This is a genomic window from Sandarakinorhabdus sp. FBCC-B8862 (genome assembly GCF_059745315.1).
This window is the reverse complement of sequence record NZ_CM185574.1, coordinates 1,393,194-1,413,534: the sequence shown is the minus strand read 5'-3', so window position 1 is coordinate 1,413,534 and position 20,341 is coordinate 1,393,194. Positions and strand designations below refer to the sequence as shown.

Sequence of the window (20,341 nt, the reverse complement as noted above, 5' to 3'; positions counted from 1 at the left end):
GGCGCGCCGCCGGCTGGGCCGGTCAGCCCAGCCGGCGGTTCAGCGTGAGATTGATGATGTGGTTGCCGGGATTGCGGCCCGGCCGGTTGAGATAGACATGCATGTAGCCGGCCTCCAGCGTGAGCCGGCGGCTGAGTGGTTGTTGCCAGCCGATCAATGTACGCTGCTGGTCAAAGCCGGCGCGGGCGCCCCAATCGGTGCTGTTCAGCGCAAAGAAGGTCTCGCTTTGCAGCAGCGGCCCGGCGCTGCCCTTGCCGTGCAGCGGCTGCACCAGCCGGAACTGGGTGCGCAGCCGCCAGCCCAGATCGTCGGACCCGACGATGCTGCGTTCTTCCAGCCGCCAGCGGGTGACGAGCGAGAGGCCGTTGGCCCGGCGCAGCAGCGGCGCCTGCACTTGTTGCCAGCCGCGATGTTCGTTGCGGGTGACGCCGCCGCCGAAATCATTGAACTGATAATGATAACCGGCCATCAGATCGACATCGCCGCGCAGCCGCACGCCAGCGCCCACCCGCACCAGGCCAACGGCAAAGCTGCTGACATCCTGATCAAACCGGGATTGCAGTTCACCCCACAGGATCACCCGGCCGCCGACCGGCCCTTGTGCGATCAGGCTGGACCAGCTTTGCACATCCTGCGCGGCAGCCGGCGTGGCCAGCAGCAGCATTGCCAGCAGCGGGATGCGCATCAGGCCTTCAGCACCGAAAAATCGAACGGCAATCGGCGCAGGCGCTTGCCCGTCGCTTCAAAGATGGCGTTGGCCAGGGCCGGGGCCACGGCCGGATAGGCCGGCTCGCCCAGCCCCGTCACCGGATAATCCGGCGTGAGGAAGCTGACCTCGATCGGCGGCGCCTCGTCCATGCGCAGCAGCGGCAGGTCGCCGAAATTGCGCTGTTCGATGGCGCCATCGGCAAAGGTGATTTGATGGTTGCGGCAGGCGTTCAGCGCATCGAGCACGCTGCCCTGCACCTGGTTGATGGCGCCGGCCGGGTTGACGATCTGGCGGCCGACATCGCCGGCCACCCAGATTTTCGCCACCTTGACGTCGCCAGCCGGCGACACCGCCACTTCGATGACATTGGCGAAATAGCCGAGGTGGCTGAAATGGAACGCAATGCCCCGGCCCCAGCGCATGCCGGTCGGGCGGACCCTCGGCAGATCCCATCGCGCCATCCTGGCGGCGGCCTTCAGCACTTCGGCGGCGCGGCCGGTGTGGAACGTGCCGCGCGCCTTGGGATCGCCCAAGTATCGTGGCTCGCCCAGCAGGGCCAAGCGGTACGCCAGTGGATCAGCGCCGGCCGCGTGCGCCAGTTCATCGATGAAGCCCTGGGTCACAAAGCCGAAGGCGTTGTTGCCGGGCGCGCGCAGGAAGCCGGTTGTGTGGATCAGCGGCAGAATGGTGGCGCCCAGCCGGAAATTGTCGATCAGGCCTGACGGGAAATCATTGGGGGCAATGCCGGCAGCGCGGGCGAACTTGCCGTCGCGGCCATAGCTGATGAAATGATTGTCCCAAGCGACCACGCGGCCGGCGGTGTCCAGCCCGGCTTCGAGATGGTGCCAGCCGCCGGGGCGCAGGAAATCCTGGGTGACGTCATCCTCCCGCGTCCAGGTCAGCTTGACCGGGCGGCCAGCCATGCGGGCGATCATGGCGGCTTCGACCATGTAATCATTCTGCAGCCGCCGGCCAAAGCCGCCGCCCACCCGCATCATGTGGATACTGATATTCTCCAGCGGCACACCCAATGTCTTGGCCACCGCCTGGCGGCCGGGCTCCGGGTTCTGGGTGGGGGCCCAGATCTCCACCCTGTCGCCGGTCACCTGCGCCGTGCAGTTGATCGGCTCCAGCGGCAGGTGCGGGATGAAGGGATATTCATAGGTGGCGCTGATCCGCTTGGCGGCGCCTGCCATGGCCGTGCCGACATCGCCCGTGCTGTGAATGGGCAGGGCCGGCGGCTTGGCCTTGGCGTCGGCGGCCATTTTTGCCCAGGCGGCGTTGGACTGGAAGGCGGCTGGGCTTTCCTCCCACTCCACCTTCAGGGCGCTGCGAGCCCGCTGGGCATGCCAGGTCGTGTCCGCCAGGATGGCGACACCGCCCAGCAGACCTTCATATTCGGGGCTGGCCGGCACGATGAAGGCGTCGCGCACGCCCGGCATCGCCTTGATGGCATCGATATTGGCGGATTTCACCGCGGCGCGTTGCACGCCGGATTTGTGGAAGGCGGCGTGCAGCATGCCGGGCAGCACGGCATCGATGCCATAATCCTGCTTGCCGCTGACGATGGCGCGGTTGTTCACGCCGGGCTGGAACGTGCCGATCAGGCGGAAATTCTTCGGATCCTTCACCGCCACCTTGGCCGCATCGGGGGCGGGCAGGGCGCTGGCGGCGGCGGCGAACTGGCCATAGGGGGCGCGGCGTTGGCCGTGGATCACCTGGCCCTTGTCGGTCGCGAGTTCCGTGATCGGCACAGCCCAGGCGGTGGCGGCGGCCTCCAGGATCATGGCGCGGGCCGCCGCCCCCACCCGGCGCATATTCTCATAATGGGTGGGCATGGCCTGCGAGCCGCCGGCCACCTGCCGGCCGTAAAGTTTGGCGTCGGCCATCGTCGGCACGATCTCGACGGCGGCCCAGTCGGCGTCCAGCTCCTCGGCGATCACCATCGGCAGGCTGGTGCGGATGCCCTGGCCCACTTCGGGGTTGCTGGCCATGATGCGGATGCGGCCCGTGGGCGGGATCACCACCCAGGCGTTGAGCTGACCGGCTTCGGCCGCGCCGGCAGGCTGTGGCGACAGGCCGAGATAGAGCCCGCCGCCGATGGCCGCGCTGGCAAACAGGAAGCTGCGACGGGAAAGCTGCACGGTCATCGCGGCCTCATGCCTTCAATTGGCTGGTGTCGAACGGCAATTGGCGCAGGCGCTTGCCAGTGGCCTGGAAGATGGCGCCGGCCAGCGCCGGGGCCAGGCTGGGATAGGCCGGCTCGCCAAGGCCGGTGGTGGGGAAATCGGTGGAGATGAATTTCACCTCCACGGCCGGCGCATCGTTCATGCGCGCCAGGCTGTAATCGCCGAAATTCACCTGTTCCACCGCGCCTTCGGCAAAGCTGATGCGCTGGCCCAGCGCTGCACCAAGCGCATCGATCACGCTGCCCTGCACCTGGTTTTCCGCGCCGGACAGGTTGATGATCTGCTGGCCGACATCGGCCGCCACCCAGATCTTGTGGACCTTCACATCGCCGGCGTCGTTCACGCTGGCTTCCACCACATTGGCGAAATAGCCGAGGTGGCTGAAGTGGAAGGCGATGCCAAGGCCGGTGCGCGGGCCCAGCTTGCGGCCCCAGCGCGCCATCACGGCGGCTTCGTCCACCACCCGGCGCATGCGGCCGGTGTGATAGGGGGTGCCGCTGTTTTCGGCGCCTTCCGCGCCGCCTTCGGCGGCCATCGGGATCGCGCGCGGCGGCCCCAAGAGGGCCCGACGATATTCCAAGGTGTCGCGCCCGGCGGCATGGGCGCATTCATCGATGAAGCCCTGGGTGACAAAGGCAAAGGCGTTGTTGATCGGCGCGCGCAGCCAGCCCAGCGTGGAGGCGATGGGCAGCACCGACACATCGGCGCGGTAATCCTTGATCACGCCGGCCGGAAACAGCGAGGCATCGATGCTGGCCGGCGGATCGAAATTGCCGCCACGGCCGAAGCTGATGAAATGATCGTGCCAGGCGATGATGTCGCCCTTGGCATCCAACCCGGCCGCCAGCCGGTGCCAGCCGCCGGGGCGCAGCCAATCATGGGCGAAATCCTGGGCACGATCCCAGGTCAGCTTCACCGGCACGCCGGCGGCCTTGGCAATCACCGCGGCTTCCACCGCCACGTCATTCATCAGGCGCCGGCCAAAGCCGCCGCCGGAGCGCATGAGGTGCAGCGTGACATCGGCCGGCTTGATGCCCAGCGCCACCGCCACCATGCGGCGGGCGTCCTCAGGCGTCTGGGTGGACAGCCACAGGGTGCATTTGCCGTCCGTCACCTGCGCGGTGCAGTTCATCGGCTCCAGCGCGGCATGGGCGATGAAGGGATAGGCATAATCGGCGGTCACCTGGCGGGCCGCGCCAGCCAGTTTGGCCAGGGCATCGCCATGGTTGATGAAGCCGGGCTTTTGCGGGCCATCCTTGAGCGCCTTGGCCGCCGCCGCTTCCCAGGCCGGGGTGGACTGGAAGGCGGCATCCCCGCCTTCCCATTCGCAGGCCAGCGCATCGCGGCCGCGCAGCGCCGCCCAGGTGCTGGTGGCGATCACGGCGATGCCCTGCGGCAGCACCTCGATCCCCGGCAGCGGCACGTCAATCTGGGCCTTGAGGTCGCGGCGTTCGGCAATGTCGATCACCGCCTTCACGCCGGGCACGGCCAGCGCGGCGGCCTTGTTGGCGCGCTTGAGCTTGCCGCCGAACACCGGCGATTTGGCAAAGGCGGCATAGGCCATGCCGGGCACCCGCGCATCGATGCCGAACAGCGGCTGGCCGCTGACCAGCTTGCCATTGTCCACGCCGGGCACGCGGCGGCCGAGGATGCGGAACTGGCCTCTATCTTTCAGCGTGACGGTCTTGGGATCGGGGGCCTTCAGTTGGGCGGCGGCGCTGGCCATGTCGGCATAGCGGGCGCTGCGCCCCGAGGGCTTGTGGTGCAGCATGGCGCTGCCGGTGCTGATCTCGGCAGCCGGCACGCTCCAGGCGGTGGCGGTAGCCTCAACCAGCATCGCGCGGGCGGCCGCGCCCAGCCGGCGCATGCGTTCAAACTGGGTGGGGGTGGCCATCGATCCGCCGGCAAGCTGCATGCCATAGACGGCGCGATCGCCGGGGGCGGGCACCACCGTCACCTGCGCCCAATCGACGTCCAGTTCCTCGGCAATCATCATCGGGAAGCTGGTGCGCACGCCCTGGCCCACTTCGGGTTGGTGGGCGGTGATGCGGATGGCGCCATCGGCGGCGATCTGCACAAAGGCCGACAATTGGCCGGGAAGGGCGGCGCGGGCGCTGCCCAGCTGCCAGCCCAGCGAGAGCCCGCCGCCGGCGACAACGCCGGCCCTGAGCACGGCGCGGCGGGAGAGGCTCATGCCGCGGCCGCCTGTTTGATGGCGGCGCGGATGCGGGTGTAGGTGGCGCAGCGGCACAGATTGCCGCTCATCGCGGCGTCGATATCGGCATCGGTCGGCTTTGGCGTGGAGCGTAGCAGCGCTTCGGCCGCGAGCAATTGCCCGGCCTGGCAATAGCCGCATTGCGGCACATCCAGCGCCACCCAGGCATCCTGCAGCTTTCGGCCCCATTGACTGGCCGACAGGCCTTCGATGGTGGTGATCTTGGCCGTGCCCACCGCCGACACCGGGGTCTGGCAGCCGCGCACCGGTTCGCCATCAAGCTGCACCGTGCAGGCGCCGCAGAAGCCGGCGCCACAGCCGAATTTGGTGCCGGTCAGGCCCAGAATATCGCGAAGTGCCCACAACAGGGGCATGTCGGGATCGGCATTCACCTCGACCGCTTTGCCGTTGATGTTCAGCTTCATGGCTTGCCCCTCCTGCGATGCCCCAGCATAAACATGCCAAGCCGGCGCCGCAATGCGACGGGAGGGACGAATTGAACAGCCTGCCCAGCGCTGCCCTGCCAGCCTCCATCATGATCGCCACGCCGATGTATGGCGGGCAATGTTCCGGCCTCTATGTGCAGGGCCTGCTCCTCACGCTGCAGCGTTGTCAGCAACTGGGCATTGGCGTGGGCTGGAGCCAGATCACCAACGAGGCGCTGGTCACCCGGGCCCGCAACGAGCTGGTGCGATTGTTCCTGGCCAGCGATGCCGAGCTGCTGCTGTTCATCGATGCCGATCAGGGATTTGATGGCGAGGCGATCATGGCGTTGCTGGCCGGTGGGCATGACCTGGTGTGCGGCGTCTATCCCCGCAAGGAGATCAATTGGCCGGCGGTGGGCCGGGCGGCGGCAGCGGGTGAAACGGCTGACCTTGCCGATCATGCCGGCAGTTTTGCCTTGACCCCGGTCGCGCCGGGGCCGGCCTTGCCCGATGCGCAGGGCTTTGTGGAGGTGCGCCACGGTGGCACGGGGGTGATGGCCATCCGCCGGCATGTGTTTGAAATTCTGGCGCCGCATGTGCCGCGCTATCGCGCCTCGCCCCAGCCCGATGCGCCCCTAGTGCATGAATTTTTTGCCACCAGCATCGATGATCAGGGTGTGTTGCTGCCCGAGGATTATCATTTCTGCGCGCAGTGGCGGCGGCATGGCGGCCGGGTGTTTGCTCAGACGCTGGCGCGCTTCAGCCATGTTGGAAGCCATGTCTATTCCGGCGATATCCGCAAGAGCGGAGCAAACCTGAGCTGAAGGCGGCAAGGCCGACATTTGGTTACAGTGGTTTGCGGCCATGCTATGTCGTTTTTCGCGCAGGCCGTTGCCGCGTCGTGTTGTTGGGAGCTTGGCGTGCTGGCACCACCCCTGCCTGAGGATGAACTGCTGCGGCTGCAGGTGCTGCATGCGCTATGTATCCTCGACAGCGGGCCGGAGGAGCGGTTTGACCGGTTGACCCGGATGGCGCGGCGGGTGTTTTCGGTGCCGATCGCGCTCGTGAGCCTGGTTGATCTCAACCGGCAATGGTTCAAATCCTGCCAGGGCCTGGGCGTCAACGAAACCGGGCGCGATGTTTCCTTCTGTGGCCATGCGATTTTGGGCGACGAGATTTTCGTGATCCCGGACGCCACGGGGGACAATCGCTTTGCCGACAATCCGCTGGTGACCGGCGATCCCCACATCCGCTTTTATGCCGGATGTCCGTTGCGCGTGTCGCGCGGCGCCAAGGTTGGCACCTTGTGCATCATCGACCAGCAGCCGCGCGGGTTCGACAACGAGGATGCGCAGGCCCTGCGCGATCTGGCGGCCATGGTGGAAGACGAGCTTTCGGCCTATCAGGCGGCGATGACCGATCCGCTGACCCGCATCTGGAACCGTCGCGGGTTTTTGACGATGGCGCGGGACAGCCTGGCGCTGTGCGAAGCGCAGGGGCAGGGCGGCACGCTGGTGTGCCTCGACCTGGATGGCTTCAAGCAGATCAACGACCGCCATGGCCATGCGGCCGGTGATGCCGTGCTGGAACGCATCGCGTTCGGCATGAGCAAGTGTTTCCGGTCAACCGATGTGTTTGCCCGCATCGGCGGCGATGAGTTTGTGGCCTGGATGCCTGGTAGCGACGCGGTGGAGGCCCGCGGGGCGACAGCGCGGCTGACCGACTGGCTGCAAGGGCAGGAACTGGCATTGGGGCTGCCGTACCGCTCCGGCTTCAGCGCCGGTTATGTTGATCATCCTGCCGGCAGTGGCGCCGATATCCAGGCGCTGTTGAGCGAGGCCGATGCCGCCATGTATGCCATGAAGTCAGCGCGCCGCAGCGCCCGTTGACATGTTGCTCGCTGGGCCGGCCATGGCTTATGCCCGGCCGATGATGTCGCGCCGCGCCCTGCTCTCGCTTTCTGCCCTCTCGGCAATGGCCGCGGCCTGTTCGCCGCTGGGGGCCTTGAATGGCCTCAACCGGCTGACGCCCGGCGATGGCGGTGTGAAGCAGATCGTTGATGGCGCCGCCTTTGGCCCCGATCCGCGCCAGACCCTGGAAATCTGGGCCCCCAAGGGTGCGACGGGGCCGCTGCCGGTGCTGGTGTTTTTCTATGGTGGCAGTTGGAACAGTGGTCTGCGCGATGGTTATGGCTTTGCCGCCCGGGCGCTGGCGGCCCGCGGATTCCTGGTGGTGGTGCCGGATTATCGGCTGGTGCCGCAGGTGCGCTGGCCGGGTTTTGTCGAAGATGGCGCGGCGGCGCTGAAATGGGTGGCGGCCAACATCGCGGCGCATGGCGGCGATCCGGCCCGCGTGGCGGTGATGGGCCATTCGGCCGGCGCCCATATCGGCCTGCTGCTGGCGCTCGACCGGCGCTGGGGCGTGGCTGATGGGATCAAGGCGGCGGTGGGCCTGGCCGGGCCTTATGATTTCCTGCCCTTTGTGGCCGGTGGGGCTGCCGATGCCGCGCTGGGCAATGCGCCCGATCTGAACGACACCCAGCCGATCCATTTTGCCCGCGGCGATGCCCCGCCTCTGTTGTTGCTGCATGGGCTTGAGGATACGACCGTATTGCCGCGCAACAGCACGCGATTGGCCAATGCGGTCAATGATCTGGGCGGCCGGGCCGAGGTGAAACTCTATCCCGGCATCGGGCATATCGGCATCTTGCTCGGGCTTTCAAAGCCGTTTCGCGGCAAGGCGCCGGTGCTGGCCGATGCCAGCAATTTCCTGCTGAAATATCTTACGCCCTGACCAGGCCTGGCATCGCCGGTGCGGGTGCGGCGGCAAACACACTGCGCACCACCCGATCGGGATCAAGGCCAAACAGCCCAGCGACGCTGCCGGCCAGCACGGCGTTGAGGCTGGTGGTGGGCAACAGGTCGCGATCCTCGAACAGGCGGGAGAGGCCCGGCCAGTCGCCATGGACGCGGCCGCCGGCCACGCGCCCGCCGGCCAGCAACACCGCCGATGCAGTGCCATGATCGGTGCCATTGGTGCCGTTGGCGGCAACGGTGCGGCCGAATTCGGTGGCGCAGATCACCAGCGTGTCGGCCCAGGCCGGGCCCAGGCCGGATTTCAGCGTGGTGATCATCGTGTCGAGCTGGCGCAGCTGCGCCGCCAGCCGCACGGCCTGGCCGGCATGCGTGTCCCACCCGCCGTGATCGAGCACGGCGATGCGCGGGCCGGCTGGCTGGGCGAGCAGGCGCGCGGCGGTGGCGGCCAGTGCAACCGGGCCGGACGGGCCGTCCTGGTTGCCGGCCATCATTTCGGTCGCCATGGCCTCGCCCCACAGGCGGTGGAGCAGCGGGTCGCCTTCATACAGTGCTGCCACCCGCGCCTTCAGGCTGGCGCTGGCATCGGGCAGGCGGCTGGGGGCAAAGCTGGTGGTGGGGGCGGCGCCTTGCAGCAGGGTGGGCAGGGCCGCGGAGATCGCCACGGGTGGCGGGGCCGGCGGCAACAACGGCAGCAGCCGGTTGAGCCAGCCGTCCTTCAGGGCATAGGCAGCGTTGCCACCGGTTTCGAGGATGTTCTGGGCATCGAAATGGCTGCGCTCGCGATAGGGGCTGGCGACCGCATGGACCACAGCGGCTTCCTTCGCGGCGAACAGGCCAGCGAATCCCGCCAGCGACGGGTGGGCGGTGAAATCGGCGGTGAGCGGCAGCGGTGCGCCAAGTTGTTCGGGCGGGCGGGCCAGGGCGCCGCGCAACCGGTCCAGCCGCGCATCGCCAGTGGGGCTGATGGCGGCCAGCCCGTCCATGGCGCCACGAAGGATGATGAACACGAGCCGGCGATCGGTGCTAGCTGCGGCCAACGCCAGGCCGGGATGCAGCGCCAGGCCACCGATCAGGCCGGCGCGGGCGATGAGGGAACGGCGATCGATCATCGGCGCAGAAACTCCGGCGAGACCAGCAGCAAGGCGGCGCCCTCGGCCGGGCTTTCGGCGCGGGCGATGGCGGTGGCGGTGGTAGCAGACAGCACGCCGGGCAGCACGCGGGCGGCGAGGGCGCGCGGATCGGCTGCCGGGGCCAGACTGGCCAACCGGCCGGCCACCTCCACCCGGCGCAACAGCGCATCGGGCGCGGCCCAGCGGCTGGCGGCATCGGGCCAACCGGCCGGCGATCCCGGCCGCCAGATCGGCTGGCCCAACTCGTTGAGCATTGGCGCGATGCGGGCGTTGCCGGGCGCGTCTTTGAGGCCAAGCGCCCGCATGGCGGAAACCGTCCAGTCCCACGGGCTCTTGAACTTCGTCAGCGGCGTGGCCCAGGCTTCTGGCGCGGCGATCAGCGCCTGATAGACAGGCAGCAGCGCACCGCCATTGGCCAGATAGGTGGCCGCGAGCCGGTCCACGAGGTGCGGCGGGGGATCATCGTTGATGAAGTGGCGCGCCAGCTTGGTGGCAAGGTGACGGGCGGTCTGCGGGTGGAGGGCGAGATCGTCGAGAATGGCGCGGGCCTGGGCTTCGCCATCCTGGGCATAGGTCTTGCCGGCCACCGTCACCCGCCCCGGTTCGTGCCAGGCTGGCTGGAAGATGAATTGGCCGGGCGGCGCATCCAGCCCCAGGGGCCGCCGCACGAAGCCGCCGATCGACCAGCCGGTGAGGGCGCGCGCCAGACCGGCGACATCGGCCTGCGTATAATGGCCGGCACCCAGCGTGTGCAGTTCGAGGATTTCCCGCGCCAGATTTTCGTTGAGGCCGGGCTGGCGGGGGGCGTTGCGGCGGCGTGCCACCTCTGCCAGCAGGCTGCCCGGGCCCACCGATTGCGCCTGGTCCAGATAGAACATCATGGCCGGATGGCGGGTGACAGCCAGCAGCAGATCGCTGAACCGGCCGGCGATGTGGGGGCGGATGGCTTCGAATTCGTGCGGGCCGCCCATGGTGGCGGTGGCCAGCTTGTCGGTCGAAATGGCGAAATGGTTGGACCAGAAATGTACCAGCCGCTCGGCAAAGGGGGCGGGACTGTCCAGCGCCAGCGCCAGCCGGGCGCGCACCTGGCCGGCATAGGCGGCGCGGAAGGCTTCGCGCCGCGCCTTCTGCTGGGCTTCGGCCAGCGCCTGGGCCTCGGCACCTTTGGGGGGTTCGGGATCGCCGGGTTGGCGCGGGATGCCGCCAATGCCGACCTGGCGCAGTTGGCGGAGATTGTCCCGATACTGCGCCGTCATCGCCGCGGCATCGGGCAGGGCGGCGATGATGGCCGGGCGCGGTTCAAAGGCGCTGAACTGGGCGACCAGCCAGGCCCGGGGATCCGGCGGCGCCGCTGCATCCGGGCGGGCACCAAGGCCGAAGCGATTGAGGGCGATGGCAGCGATGCTCATGCAGGCTCAACGTGCCAGCCTGGGCATTTCCCCCGCGCGGCTGCCAAACGGAAACGGGCCCGGCTGCTGCCAGCCGGGCCCGTGATCTTCGCCGGAAAGCGTCTTAGCGGTTGACCTGGCGGCGCATGAAGCCCGGCACGTCATCATCGCTGGCAGCAGGCGCGACCGGCGTGGGTGCCAGATTCTGCGGCGGTTCCGGCGTGCGCGGCTTGCGGCTCATGCCCATCATGCGTTCGAACAGGGTGAGCGGGCGTTCCGGCGCGGCTGCGACCGGTTCCGGCACCGGATCGGCGGCCGGGCCAGCCACCGGCGCGGGTGCGGCCGGCGGCACGACCGGGGTGAAGGTGAAGTTGGCGGGGGCAGGCTCATCCACCTGCTCCGCATCGGCCAGATCGATGGCGTCATCCTCTTCGGCTTCGGCCACGGGCTCAGGCGTTTGCTCCACGGTGTCGAGCACGCGGGCGATGGCCGATTCCGCCACCGGCAGGTCGAGCGCCAGGGCAACCGGTGCCACAGGGGCGGCCGCCACGGCGGGTTCCGGCGTGGTTTCGACCGGTGCGGGTTCACCACCACCACCCGATGGCGGCGGGGCAGAGAAGATGCTGGGCTGGGCCAGGAAGGCAGCGCCGCTGGTCTTCTTGGCCGGTGCGGTGACCGGCATCGGCTTGGCGGCGGCGTCGATGCCGGTGGCGACCACGCTCACCCGCATCACGCCATCCAGATCGCGGTTGAAGGCGCTGCCAACGATGATGTTGGCATCGGTATCAACCATGTCGCGGATGTAGGAGGCGGCTTCGTCGACTTCCATCAGCTTCAGGTCGTCGCCGCCGGTGATGTTGATGATCACGCCCTTGGCGCCGCGCATGGAGACTTCGTCGAGCAGCGGGTTGGCGATGGCCTTTTGCGCCGCTTCGATGGCGCGGCCTTCGCCGGTGGCTTCGCCGGTGCCCATCATGGCCTTGCCCATCTCGCTCATCACGGTGCGGATGTCGGCAAAGTCGAGGTTGATCAGGCCGGGCATGATCATCAGATCGGTGATGCCGCGCACGCCCTGGTGCAGCACCTGGTCGGCCATCGCGAACGCATCCTTGAAGGTGGTGTTGGCGTTGGCAATCAGGAAGAGATTCTGGTTCGGGATGATGATCAGCGTGTCGACATGCTTCTGCAGCTCGGCGATGCCTTCCTCGGCCGCCTTCATGCGCTTGCTGCCTTCAAAGCTGAACGGCTTGGTGACGACACCAACGGTCAGGATGCCCTTTTCGCGGGCGGCGCGGGCCACCACCGGGGCAGCGCCGGTGCCGGTGCCGCCGCCCATGCCGGCGGCGATGAAGCACATGTGGGCGCCATCCAGCGCGGTTTCGAGCTGATCAAGCGTCTCCTCGGCAGCGGCGCGGCCGATTTCCGGGCGGGCGCCGGCGCCCAGGCCTTGCGTGATCTTCATGCCCAGCTGGATGCGGGTGGCAGCCTTGCTCATCGCCAGCTGCTGGGCATCGGTGTTGGCGACGATGAACTCGACGCCCATCAACTCCGCCTCGATCATGTTGGCCACGGCATTGCAGCCGGCGCCGCCCACGCCCACCACGGCAATGCGCGGCTTGAGTTCGGTCAGTTCCGGCTTGGCGAATTCCAGCATGTCGTGTCTCCCGAGGTTGTGGGCATACTAGATGATGCGCGAATCGGGGGAAAGAGTCTTCACAGACTTCCCCACAGTTTTTCGATGACGCCGGTCAAGCCCCGCTTTGGCGCAGCGCTCTCGCTCGACTGCGGCTGGTGCCAGACATCGCCATTGTCGGCCCCGGCAAACAGCACCAGGCCGGCGAGCGCGGCAAAGGCCGGGCCTTCCTGCGCCACCGGCAGGCCAGCCAGGCCACGCGGCCGGCCGATGCGGACGTTGCAGCGCAGATAGGTGCCGGCATATTCGCCGATGGACCGCAGATCAGCGCCACCGCCGGTGAGAACGATGCGCCGCGCCTGCGGGCCCACAAAGCCCAGCGCCGACAGGGCGGCGGCGATTTCACCGAACAGCATGTCGAGCCGGGTTCGGATGACGCCAACCAACTGGGCGCGCGGCACCTTGATCGGCTCGACGCTGCCATCATCCACCATCGGCGGGATGATCACCGGATCGGTCTGGTCCCGGGTGGTGGCGACGGCGGCACCGTCGAAGGTTTTCAGCCGTTCGGCGTGGCTGCGCCGGGTGGCAAAGGCGGCGGCGATATCGTCGGTGATATCGGCGCTGCCCATCGGCACGGTGGCAACGCCCACCGGAATGCCGAAGCGATAGACGGCGATGCTGGTGATGCCGGCGCCAATGTCGATCAGGGCGACACCGATATCGCGTTCTTCGGCATCGAGCACGGCAAGGCCGGCGGCGAGCGGGGTCGCCACCAGGGACGAGACGCCCAGATGCGCCTGGCCAACGGCACGGCCGAAGTTGAGGATGGCCGGGGTGTCGGCGGCGACGACATGGATATCCATGCCCAGCCGATCGGCATGCAGACCAAGCGGGCTTTCCACGCCGGGCAGGCCATCGAGGACATAGAGCGCCGGCAGCGCGTGAATGATGCTGCGGCCCTTGGGATCAATGGCGGCGCGGCCGGCCTGGCGCAGGGTCACCATGTCGGTGGGGGTGATGCTGGCGCCGGCGATGTCGATTTCGGTCGAGGCCATGCTGCTCGACAGATTGCCGGCTGCAAAGCTGGCCACGACGCTTTCAACCTGGATGCCAGCGGCGCGTTCGGCCTGGTCCATGGCGCCGCGGATGGCCATTTCGGTCTTGTCGAAATCGGTGACGGTGGCGCGCTTGAGGCCGGTGCAGGGCTTTTGCCCACTGCCGATGACGCGCGGCTCGCCTTCACCGCCAACCAGCGCAATCAGCGCAGCGACCTTCGATGTGCCAACATCGAGCACGGCAACCGTGCGTTCCGCCTGGCTGCGGCCGAGCGCGGTGGGGAGAGGGATGCGGGGGGGCATGATGGCGTGTCCCTCAGATGGCCTGGGCCTGGGCCGCGGCGCGGCGGGCCTTTTCGGCGGCTGCCAGACTGTCGGCGACGGCGGGGCCGGCCACGATCATGCGGCCGGGCAGGCGCATGTCGAACCGGGTGAAGCGGCCGCCGAGCAGCCGGTCGGGTCCCTTGGCATCAAGCCGGGCAAAGCTGGCCAATGCGGCGCGGGCCTGGCCGGGCTGATCGGGCAGGGCCAGCACCTCGCCGCTCTTGAAGCGCAGATCCCAGCGGCGGCCACCCACCAGCGTGGCGGCAAACATGTCGCGGCCCAGCGGGGTGGCGGCGATCAGTTGCAGCGCCTCGCGCACACGGTGGTTGGCGCCGGGGCCCACCAGAATGGGCAGGTCGTTCCAGCGCTCCAGCCGGTCGCGGGCCAGCACCCGGCCGCTCACATCGATGGCGGCCAATTGGCCGTGCAGCTGCCACAGCGCCACCGGCTTGCGCTCGCTCACCTCGATCACCAGCGTGTCGGGCAGCCGGCGTTGCACGCTGGCATCGGCAATCCATGGCAGGGCGCGCAGCCGGCTGCGCACATCATCAAGATCGGTGTCGAGCATGGCGTTGCTGGGGCCGTTGAGCACGGCGTTGTAAATGGCGAGGCGGTTCTGTTCGCGCGCGCCGGTCAATTCAACGTGGCGCACTTCCCAGCCGTGCGCCGCTGTCCATTGCACGAAGCCGGCCCAGATGCGCTGGGGCACGCCCATCAGGATCATGACGGCGAGCGCCACCGCGCACAGGCCGCCAAGGCCCAGCAGCAGCTGCCGGCGGGTGACGGGCGGGCGGGCATTGGCGGGGCTTGTCGCCTTGCTGCGCGCACGCTTGGGCGGCGGAGCGCCGCGCTTCAGCACCGCTGCGGTCATGCGGCCCTCCCATGATCGGCGATCGCCGTGTCGATCAGGCGCTGCACCAGCTGTTCATAGCTGATGCCGCGATATTTTGCCTGTTCCGGCACCAGGCTCAATGGCGTCATCCCCGGCTGGGTGTTCACCTCCAGCAGGAACAGCCCGGCCAGGCCCTGATCCGGATCCCAGCGGAAATCGCTGCGGCTGGTGCCGCGGCAGCCCAGCGCCCGGTGTGCGGCCAGCGCATGGGCCAGGCAGGCGGCCTCCACGTCGGCGGGCAGTTGGGCGGGGCACTCGTGCACGGTCAACCCATCGGTGTATTTCGCATCATAGTCATAGAAACCCGAAACCGGTTTCAATTCCGTCACCGCCAGCGCCTCATCGCCCAGCACTGCGACAGTGAGTTCCTTACCGGCGATGAAGGGTTCGGCGAGCAGGGTCGGGAATTCGGCCCAGGGGCCCGGCACGTCACGGCGGATGGGCTGGCCATGGTTGCTGCTGTCGGTCACGATGGCGACGCCAACGCTGGAGCCTTCGTTGACCGGTTTGAGCACATAGGGGCGGGGCAGGGGATCGGCTTCGAACAGGGTTTCGCTGGCGACGATGCGGCCCTGCGGCATCGGGATGCCGGCCGGCACCAGGATCTTCTTGGTCAATTCCTTGTCGATGGCGATGGCCGAGGTGGTGAGGCCGCTGTGGGTATAGGGGATGCCGAGCAGGTCCATAACGCCCTGCACGCTGCCATCTTCGCCGGGGGTGCCGTGCAGGGCATTGAACACCACGTCGGGCGCGGCGCTGAGCAGTTGCTGGGCAAGGTTGCGGGCCATGTCGATCTCGATCACGTCATGGCCAAGGCTGCGGCAGGCATCGGCAATACCGCGCCCGGAGGTGAGCGACACCTCGCGCTCGGCGGACCAGCCGCCCATGAGGACTGCGACCTTCATGGCTTCACCCGCCCCACCCGCTGGATCTCCCACTCGAGGCTCACGCCCTGCTCACGCAGCACATGGGCGCGCACCAGTTCGCCCAGCGCCTCGATGTCGGCGGCGCGTGCGCCGTGGCTGTTGATCAGGAAATTCGAATGCTTTTCGCTGACTTCCGCGCCACCGACGCGAAGGCCCCGGCAGCCGGCGTTGTGGACCAGTTCCCACGCCTTCAGGCCCGGCGGGTTCTTGAAGGTGGAGCCGCCGGTGCGGGTGCGCAGCGGCTGGCTGGCCTCGCGGGCGGCGGCGATGCGGTCCATCTCGGCCTGGATGGCGGCCTTGTCGCCGGGCTGGCCCTTCAGGCGGGCGGCGATGACGATCTCGCCATCGGCCAGGTTGGAATGGCGATAGCTGTAGCCGAGCGCTGGCAGCGCACGGGTTTCGATTTCGCCATTGCGGGTGACGATGGTGGCGTCCACCAGCGCATCGGCCACCTCTCGGCCATAGGCACCGCCGTTCATCCGCACAAAGCCGCCCACCGTGCCGGGAATGCCGCGCAGGAATTCCAGACCGGCAATGCCGGCATCGCGCGCCGCGCTGCTGACGGCGATGCCGCTCGCGCCGCCGCCGCAGACAAGTGTCGCGCCCTCGGCGCGGACCTTGCCGAACACCTTGCCCAGCCGAACCACCACGCCCGGCACGCCACCATCGCGCACGATCAGATTGCTGCCCAGGCCCAGCGCCATCACCGGCACCGCCGGATCGAGCGCGGCGAGGAAGCCGCGCAAATCATCGATATCGGCCGGTTCGAACAACCAGTCTGCAGCGCCGCCGGCCTTGAACCAGACCAGCGGGGCCAGCGGCGCTGCTGCCGTCAGCTTGCCGCGCGGGGTGGGCAGCAGGCTCATCCCGCCTTCACCCGCGCAATCGCATCGGCCAGGCCGGCCGCCCATTTGGTGATATCGCCTGCGCCCAGGCAGATCACCTGGTCGCCTGGCTGCACCACGCCGGCCAGTTTCACGGCCAGATTGTCGGCCCCGGTGACCGTCTCGGCGCTGGGGTGGCCGGCGGCGACCAGGCCGGCGGCCAGCGCGGCGGCGTCAACGCCCGCGATCGGCGCTTCGCCGGCGGCATAGACCGGCGCGACATAGACCATGTCGGCATCGTTGAAGCCGGCGCAGAATTCGCCCATCAGATCGCGCAGGCGGGTGAAGCGGTGCGGCTGGACGACAGCGATGACGCGGCCGGTTGCGCCTTCCCGCGCCGCGGCGAGCACGGCCTTGATCTCGACCGGGTGGTGACCATAATCGTCGATGATGGTGGCACCGGCCACTTCACCCACCTTGGTGAAGCGGCGCTTGACGCCGCCGAAGCGGGCGAGGCCGGCGCGCAGGCCATCATCGTCCACGCCCAGTTCCAGCGCGACGGCAATGGCGGCGAGCGCGTTCTGCACATTGTGGCGGCCGGGCATCGGCAGCACCAGATCATCGATGCGGCGTTGGCCATCCCGGGTGCGCACCAGGACGGCAAAGCGGTTGCCGCCCGGCACTGGTGTCACATCGGCCCCACGCACATCGGCGGTGGCGGCAAAGCCATAGGTGATGATGCGGCGATCAGAGACGCGCGGGATCAGTGCCTGCACTTCGGGGTGATCGATGCACAATATGCCGGCGCCATAGAAGGGCACGGCGTTGACGAACTGGCGAAAGCCTTCGCGCACCTTTTCGAAATCGCCCCAGTGATCGAGATGCTCGGGATCGATGTTGGTGACGATCCCGAACGTGCCGGTGAGGCGCAAGAAGCTGCCATCGCTTTCGTCGGCTTCCACCACCATCCAGTCTGACGCGCCGAGGCGGGCGTTGGAGCCGATCGAGTTGATGATGCCGCCGTTGATCACCGTGGGATCAAGCCCGCCGGCATCGAGCAGCGTGGCGACCATCGAGGTGGTGGTGGTCTTGCCGTGGGTGCCAGCGACCGCAACGCAGCTTTTCAGGCGCATCAGTTCGGCCAGCATTTCGGCGCGGCGCACCACCGGGATACGCTTGGCCCGCGCTGCCATCACTTCGGGATTGTCGGCCTTGATGGCCGTTGAGATCACCAGCACGGCGGCGTTTGCTACATTTTCCGACTTCTGGCCGATGAAGACGGTGATGCCCTTCTTGCGCAGGCCTTCCACCACATAGGATTCTGCCGCATCCGAACCCTGCACGGCAAAGCCCAGATTGGCCATCACCTCGGCAATGCCCGACATGCCGATGCCGCCGATGCCGACAAAATGGATGACGCCGATATCGGTGCGGAAACCGGGGCGGAAGGCGAGGGTGGCGGAGGTTGGGCTCATGCGATCAATCCGGTGGCGATGACAAGATTGGCCAGGCGCTTGGCGGCCTCCGGATGGCCGGCGGCGCGCGCCGCGCTGGCGGCTGTGCCGAGCCCCTGCCGGTCGGCCAGCCACGCCGTCAAGGCCTGCGCCAATCGTTCCGGCGTGAAATCCGGTTGGCGGATCATCTGGGCGCCGCCGGCGGTGACCAGTGCGGCGGCATTATCGGCCTGGTGATCATCGGTGGCAATCGGCAGCGGCACCAGGATGGAAGGGCGGCCCATCACCGCCAGTTCGGCCACGGTCGACGCGCCCGACCGGGCGATGACGATATGGCTGGAGGCCATTTCGGCGGGCAGATCGGGGAAATAGGCGGCGATCACCGGCTCGATCCCGGCGGCGCGATAGGCGGCCAGCATGGCATCGCGGTCTTCGTCGCGGCCCTGGTGCGTCACATCCAGTGTGCTGCGCACCTCTGCCGGCAGCAGGGCGATGGCGGCGGGCACCACGCTGTTCAGGATGGCGGCGCCCTGGCTGCCGCCGGTGACCAGCAGCTTCAGGCGCGGGGCCTCGGCATCATAGGGCAGATCGGCGGCTGCCAGCACTTCGGGTCGGACGGGGTTGCCAATGAAATGCACGCGGCGCTCAAAGGATTTTTCGAGCCGGCGCACCCGGGGGAAGCTGGTGGCAATGGCCCGCACGCGGCCGGCCAGATAGCGGTTGGTGCGGCCGAGCACGGCGTTCTGTTCGTGGATCAGGCTGGGCAGATAAAGCGACAGGGCCGCCAACAGGCCGGGCAGGGCGGGATAGCCGCCAAAGCCGATCACCGCGCGCGGGCGGATTTGCTTGAACAGGGCGCGTGCCGTCTGGCGGCCGCGCCAGATGCTCAGGGCCACCTGCGGCAGCGCCTTCCAGCCGCTGCGCCCGGTGGAGGCGGCATCGACCTTGGTCACCGGCACGCCGGGAAACAGGCCGGGGAAGCGCAGGCCGCGCTCATCTGTCACCAGATGCACCTTGTGGCCACGCGCCATCAGTTCCAGCGCCAGGCAATGCGCCGGCACCATGTGGCCGCCGGTGCCGCCGGCGCACAGCACATAGGTGCCGCCGGGCTGGGGGGTGCGAGGGCGAGGGTTGTCGGTCATGCGGCCAGAGCGCCCTTGGCCCAGGGCCGCCCCTTCAGGAAGGGATTGCAGCGGGTGAGGGCGAGCAGCATGCCGGCGCCCAGCGAGATGGCGAGGAAGCTGGAACCGCCATGGCTGATGAAGGGCAGGGTCATGCCCTTGGAGGGCAGCAGCGCCAGATTGACCATCATGTTGATGGTGGCCTGCAGGCCGAACTGGATGGCCAGACCGGACGTGGCGAGGAAGATGAAGGGATCATCCTCCTCCATCGCCAGCAGCAGGGCACGCACCACCAGCGCCAGGAACAGCCCAGCCAGCAGGGCGCAGGCAATCAGGCCAAACTCCTCGCCGAGCACGCTGAAGATATAATCGGTCTGCGCTTCGGGCAGGCGGAACTTCATGCGCCCTTCGCCCGGCCCGGTGCCCATCAGGCCACCGGCGCGGAAACAATCCAGCGCCTTGTCGATCTGGAACGTGTCGCCGGAACCGGTGATGAACTTGTCGATGCGGGCGGCGAAGTGATCGAGGGTGAAATAGGCGGCGACCAACCCGATCACGCCGGCAACAGCCAGTGCGCCGATGATGGTGAGCGACAGGCCGGCCAGCGTGGCCTGGGACAGCCACACCACCGAGATCAGCGCCGATTGGCCGACATCGGGCTGGGCGATCAGGCAGATCAACGCCATGGCCAGCACCGCCGCACTGATCTGCATCGTGGGCAGGCTGCCGTCCTCCAGCTTCAGGCTGAGCAGCCAGGCGGTGGCGATGATGAAGCAGGGCTTGAAGAATTCCGATGGCTGGAACTGGAAGCCCGGCAGCTGGATCCAGCGTGCCGCGCCGTTGGCGCCGCCGCCGATGAACGGCACCAGGATGAGGGAGAGCAGACAGATCAATGTGCCCACCACCGCCAGCCGTTTCAGGTTGCGGATGCTGAGCATCGAGGTGCCGAGCATGACCGGCAGCCCCAGCGCCACCCACATCAGTTGGCGGTAGAGGAAATAAAGATCGTCCATGCGGAAATTGCCGCCCGAAAGCCGCCGTGCAGCGGCCGGGGAGGCGGCCGCGACCGCAGTGATTCCGGCTGCGATCAGCGCCAGGATCAGCAACAGCAGGGTCTTGTCGATCGTCCAGAACCAGCGGCCGAAGCGGCTGCGGTCCCCGCGCGAGAAGGCGGCGCCAGCGCCGGCGGGATAGCTGCGCTTGTCAAGGCGGCGTGCTGCAAGGCCCATCAGTCCAT

Annotated in this window: 17 protein-coding genes; 3 read left to right on the top strand and 14 right to left on the bottom strand. The window is 68.1% G+C overall.

Annotation, left to right across the window (positions count from 1 at the left end; all coding sequences use genetic code 11):
• Positions 1 to 22: 22 nt before the first annotated feature.
• The 4 genes from AC6BOR_RS06985 to AC6BOR_RS06970 are packed head-to-tail and all read right to left on the bottom strand — an operon-like array spanning position 23 to position 5,538.
• On the bottom strand, positions 23 to 685 hold the full coding sequence (locus tag AC6BOR_RS06985) for a DUF2490 domain-containing protein (protein ID WP_498060448.1): 663 nt from the start codon (positions 683 to 685) through the stop codon (positions 23 to 25).
• The gene (locus AC6BOR_RS06980; protein WP_498060447.1) at positions 685 to 2,859 is read right to left on the bottom strand and encodes a xanthine dehydrogenase family protein molybdopterin-binding subunit; all 2,175 of its coding nucleotides are present in this window, start codon (positions 2,857 to 2,859) and stop codon (positions 685 to 687) included. The genes AC6BOR_RS06985 and AC6BOR_RS06980 overlap by 1 nt, the downstream gene beginning before the upstream one ends.
• A gap of 7 nt (positions 2,860 to 2,866) precedes the next feature.
• Positions 2,867 to 5,092 (bottom strand): xanthine dehydrogenase family protein molybdopterin-binding subunit, encoded by a 2,226-nt coding sequence (locus AC6BOR_RS06975; RefSeq protein WP_498060446.1) that lies wholly within the window; start codon positions 5,090 to 5,092, stop codon positions 2,867 to 2,869.
• Positions 5,089 to 5,538: a (2Fe-2S)-binding protein gene (locus AC6BOR_RS06970; protein ID WP_086115882.1), complete on the bottom strand. Its 450-nt coding sequence runs from the start codon at positions 5,536 to 5,538 to the stop codon at positions 5,089 to 5,091. Before AC6BOR_RS06970 ends, AC6BOR_RS06975 begins: the two co-directional genes overlap by 4 nt.
• A 71-nt stretch (positions 5,539 to 5,609) precedes the next feature.
• Between AC6BOR_RS06970 and AC6BOR_RS06965 the strand changes: the two genes are divergently transcribed.
• The 3 genes from AC6BOR_RS06965 to AC6BOR_RS06955 all read left to right on the top strand — a co-directional run bounded on the left by AC6BOR_RS06965 (position 5,610) and on the right by AC6BOR_RS06955 (position 8,331).
• The gene (locus AC6BOR_RS06965) at positions 5,610 to 6,362 is read left to right on the top strand and encodes a hypothetical protein (RefSeq protein ID WP_498060445.1); all 753 of its coding nucleotides are present in this window, start codon (positions 5,610 to 5,612) and stop codon (positions 6,360 to 6,362) included.
• A gap of 96 nt (positions 6,363 to 6,458) precedes the next feature.
• A complete protein-coding gene (locus AC6BOR_RS06960; protein ID WP_498060444.1) occupies positions 6,459 to 7,427 on the top strand; it encodes a sensor domain-containing diguanylate cyclase in 969 nt (322 codons plus the stop codon).
• A 1-nt stretch (position 7,428) separates the two neighbouring features.
• Positions 7,429 to 8,331 carry an alpha/beta hydrolase gene (locus AC6BOR_RS06955; RefSeq protein ID WP_498060443.1) on the top strand — a complete coding sequence of 301 codons (903 nt, stop codon included), beginning with the start codon at positions 7,429 to 7,431 and terminating at the stop codon, positions 8,329 to 8,331.
• Here AC6BOR_RS06955 and AC6BOR_RS06950 read toward each other — a convergent pair.
• The 10 genes from AC6BOR_RS06950 to AC6BOR_RS06905 form a co-directional block, all read right to left on the bottom strand.
• Positions 8,321 to 9,463, bottom strand: a complete 1,143-nt coding sequence (locus AC6BOR_RS06950; RefSeq protein ID WP_498060442.1) for a DUF1501 domain-containing protein — start codon at positions 9,461 to 9,463, stop codon at positions 8,321 to 8,323. The two genes, AC6BOR_RS06955 and AC6BOR_RS06950, sit on opposite strands and share 11 nt — an antisense overlap.
• Positions 9,460 to 10,893: a DUF1800 domain-containing protein gene (locus tag AC6BOR_RS06945; RefSeq protein ID WP_498060441.1), complete on the bottom strand. Its 1,434-nt coding sequence runs from the start codon at positions 10,891 to 10,893 to the stop codon at positions 9,460 to 9,462. The genes AC6BOR_RS06950 and AC6BOR_RS06945 overlap by 4 nt, the downstream gene beginning before the upstream one ends.
• A 103-nt stretch (positions 10,894 to 10,996) precedes the next feature.
• Entirely contained in the window at positions 10,997 to 12,526 is a 1,530-nt protein-coding gene (gene ftsZ / locus AC6BOR_RS06940) for a cell division protein FtsZ (protein ID WP_498060440.1), read from the bottom strand.
• A 59-nt stretch (positions 12,527 to 12,585) separates the two neighbouring features.
• Positions 12,586 to 13,866: a cell division protein FtsA gene (gene ftsA, locus AC6BOR_RS06935; protein WP_498060439.1), complete on the bottom strand. Its 1,281-nt coding sequence runs from the start codon at positions 13,864 to 13,866 to the stop codon at positions 12,586 to 12,588.
• 13 nt (positions 13,867 to 13,879) lie between these two features.
• Positions 13,880 to 14,758 carry a cell division protein FtsQ/DivIB gene (locus tag AC6BOR_RS06930; RefSeq protein WP_498060438.1) on the bottom strand — a complete coding sequence of 293 codons (879 nt, stop codon included), beginning with the start codon at positions 14,756 to 14,758 and terminating at the stop codon, positions 13,880 to 13,882.
• Positions 14,755 to 15,684 (bottom strand): D-alanine--D-alanine ligase, encoded by a 930-nt coding sequence (locus AC6BOR_RS06925; protein ID WP_498060437.1) that lies wholly within the window; start codon positions 15,682 to 15,684, stop codon positions 14,755 to 14,757. Before AC6BOR_RS06925 ends, AC6BOR_RS06930 begins: the two co-directional genes overlap by 4 nt.
• Positions 15,681 to 16,571 (bottom strand): UDP-N-acetylmuramate dehydrogenase, encoded by an 891-nt coding sequence (gene murB / locus AC6BOR_RS06920; RefSeq protein WP_498060436.1) that lies wholly within the window; start codon positions 16,569 to 16,571, stop codon positions 15,681 to 15,683. The genes AC6BOR_RS06925 and murB overlap by 4 nt, the downstream gene beginning before the upstream one ends.
• Entirely contained in the window at positions 16,568 to 18,004 is a 1,437-nt protein-coding gene (gene murC / locus AC6BOR_RS06915) for a UDP-N-acetylmuramate--L-alanine ligase (RefSeq protein ID WP_498060435.1), read from the bottom strand. The genes murB and murC overlap by 4 nt, the downstream gene beginning before the upstream one ends.
• Positions 18,001 to 19,125 (bottom strand): undecaprenyldiphospho-muramoylpentapeptide beta-N-acetylglucosaminyltransferase, encoded by a 1,125-nt coding sequence (gene murG / locus AC6BOR_RS06910; RefSeq protein ID WP_498060434.1) that lies wholly within the window; start codon positions 19,123 to 19,125, stop codon positions 18,001 to 18,003. The genes murC and murG overlap by 4 nt, the downstream gene beginning before the upstream one ends.
• Positions 19,122 to 20,333: a peptidoglycan glycosyltransferase FtsW gene (locus tag AC6BOR_RS06905; RefSeq protein ID WP_498060433.1), complete on the bottom strand. Its 1,212-nt coding sequence runs from the start codon at positions 20,331 to 20,333 to the stop codon at positions 19,122 to 19,124. Before AC6BOR_RS06905 ends, murG begins: the two co-directional genes overlap by 4 nt.
• Positions 20,334 to 20,341 lie beyond the last annotated feature (8 nt).

Bases quoted from the DNA above. Each gene is read 5' to 3' on its own strand.
- AC6BOR_RS06985 (WP_498060448.1), bottom strand. From the start codon at position 685: ATGCGCATCCCGCTGCTGGCAATGCTGCTGCTGGCCACGCCGGCTGCC.
- AC6BOR_RS06980 (WP_498060447.1), bottom strand. From the start codon at position 2,859: ATGACCGTGCAGCTTTCCCGTCGCAGCTTCCTGTTTGCCAGCGCGGCC.
- AC6BOR_RS06975 (WP_498060446.1), bottom strand. From the start codon at position 5,092: ATGAGCCTCTCCCGCCGCGCCGTGCTCAGGGCCGGCGTTGTCGCCGGC.
- AC6BOR_RS06970 (WP_086115882.1), bottom strand. From the start codon at position 5,538: ATGAAGCTGAACATCAACGGCAAAGCGGTCGAGGTGAATGCCGATCCC.
- AC6BOR_RS06955 (WP_498060443.1), top strand. From the start codon at position 7,429: ATGTTGCTCGCTGGGCCGGCCATGGCTTATGCCCGGCCGATGATGTCG.
- AC6BOR_RS06950 (WP_498060442.1), bottom strand. From the start codon at position 9,463: ATGATCGATCGCCGTTCCCTCATCGCCCGCGCCGGCCTGATCGGTGGC.
- AC6BOR_RS06945 (WP_498060441.1), bottom strand. From the start codon at position 10,893: ATGAGCATCGCTGCCATCGCCCTCAATCGCTTCGGCCTTGGTGCCCGC.
- ftsZ (WP_498060440.1), bottom strand. From the start codon at position 12,526: ATGCTGGAATTCGCCAAGCCGGAACTGACCGAACTCAAGCCGCGCATT.
- ftsA (WP_498060439.1), bottom strand. From the start codon at position 13,866: ATGCCCCCCCGCATCCCTCTCCCCACCGCGCTCGGCCGCAGCCAGGCG.
- AC6BOR_RS06930 (WP_498060438.1), bottom strand. From the start codon at position 14,758: ATGACCGCAGCGGTGCTGAAGCGCGGCGCTCCGCCGCCCAAGCGTGCG.
- AC6BOR_RS06925 (WP_498060437.1), bottom strand. From the start codon at position 15,684: ATGAAGGTCGCAGTCCTCATGGGCGGCTGGTCCGCCGAGCGCGAGGTG.
- murB (WP_498060436.1), bottom strand. From the start codon at position 16,571: ATGAGCCTGCTGCCCACCCCGCGCGGCAAGCTGACGGCAGCAGCGCCG.
- murC (WP_498060435.1), bottom strand. From the start codon at position 18,004: ATGAGCCCAACCTCCGCCACCCTCGCCTTCCGCCCCGGTTTCCGCACC.
- murG (WP_498060434.1), bottom strand. From the start codon at position 19,125: ATGACCGACAACCCTCGCCCTCGCACCCCCCAGCCCGGCGGCACCTAT.
- AC6BOR_RS06905 (WP_498060433.1), bottom strand. From the start codon at position 20,333: ATGGGCCTTGCAGCACGCCGCCTTGACAAGCGCAGCTATCCCGCCGGC.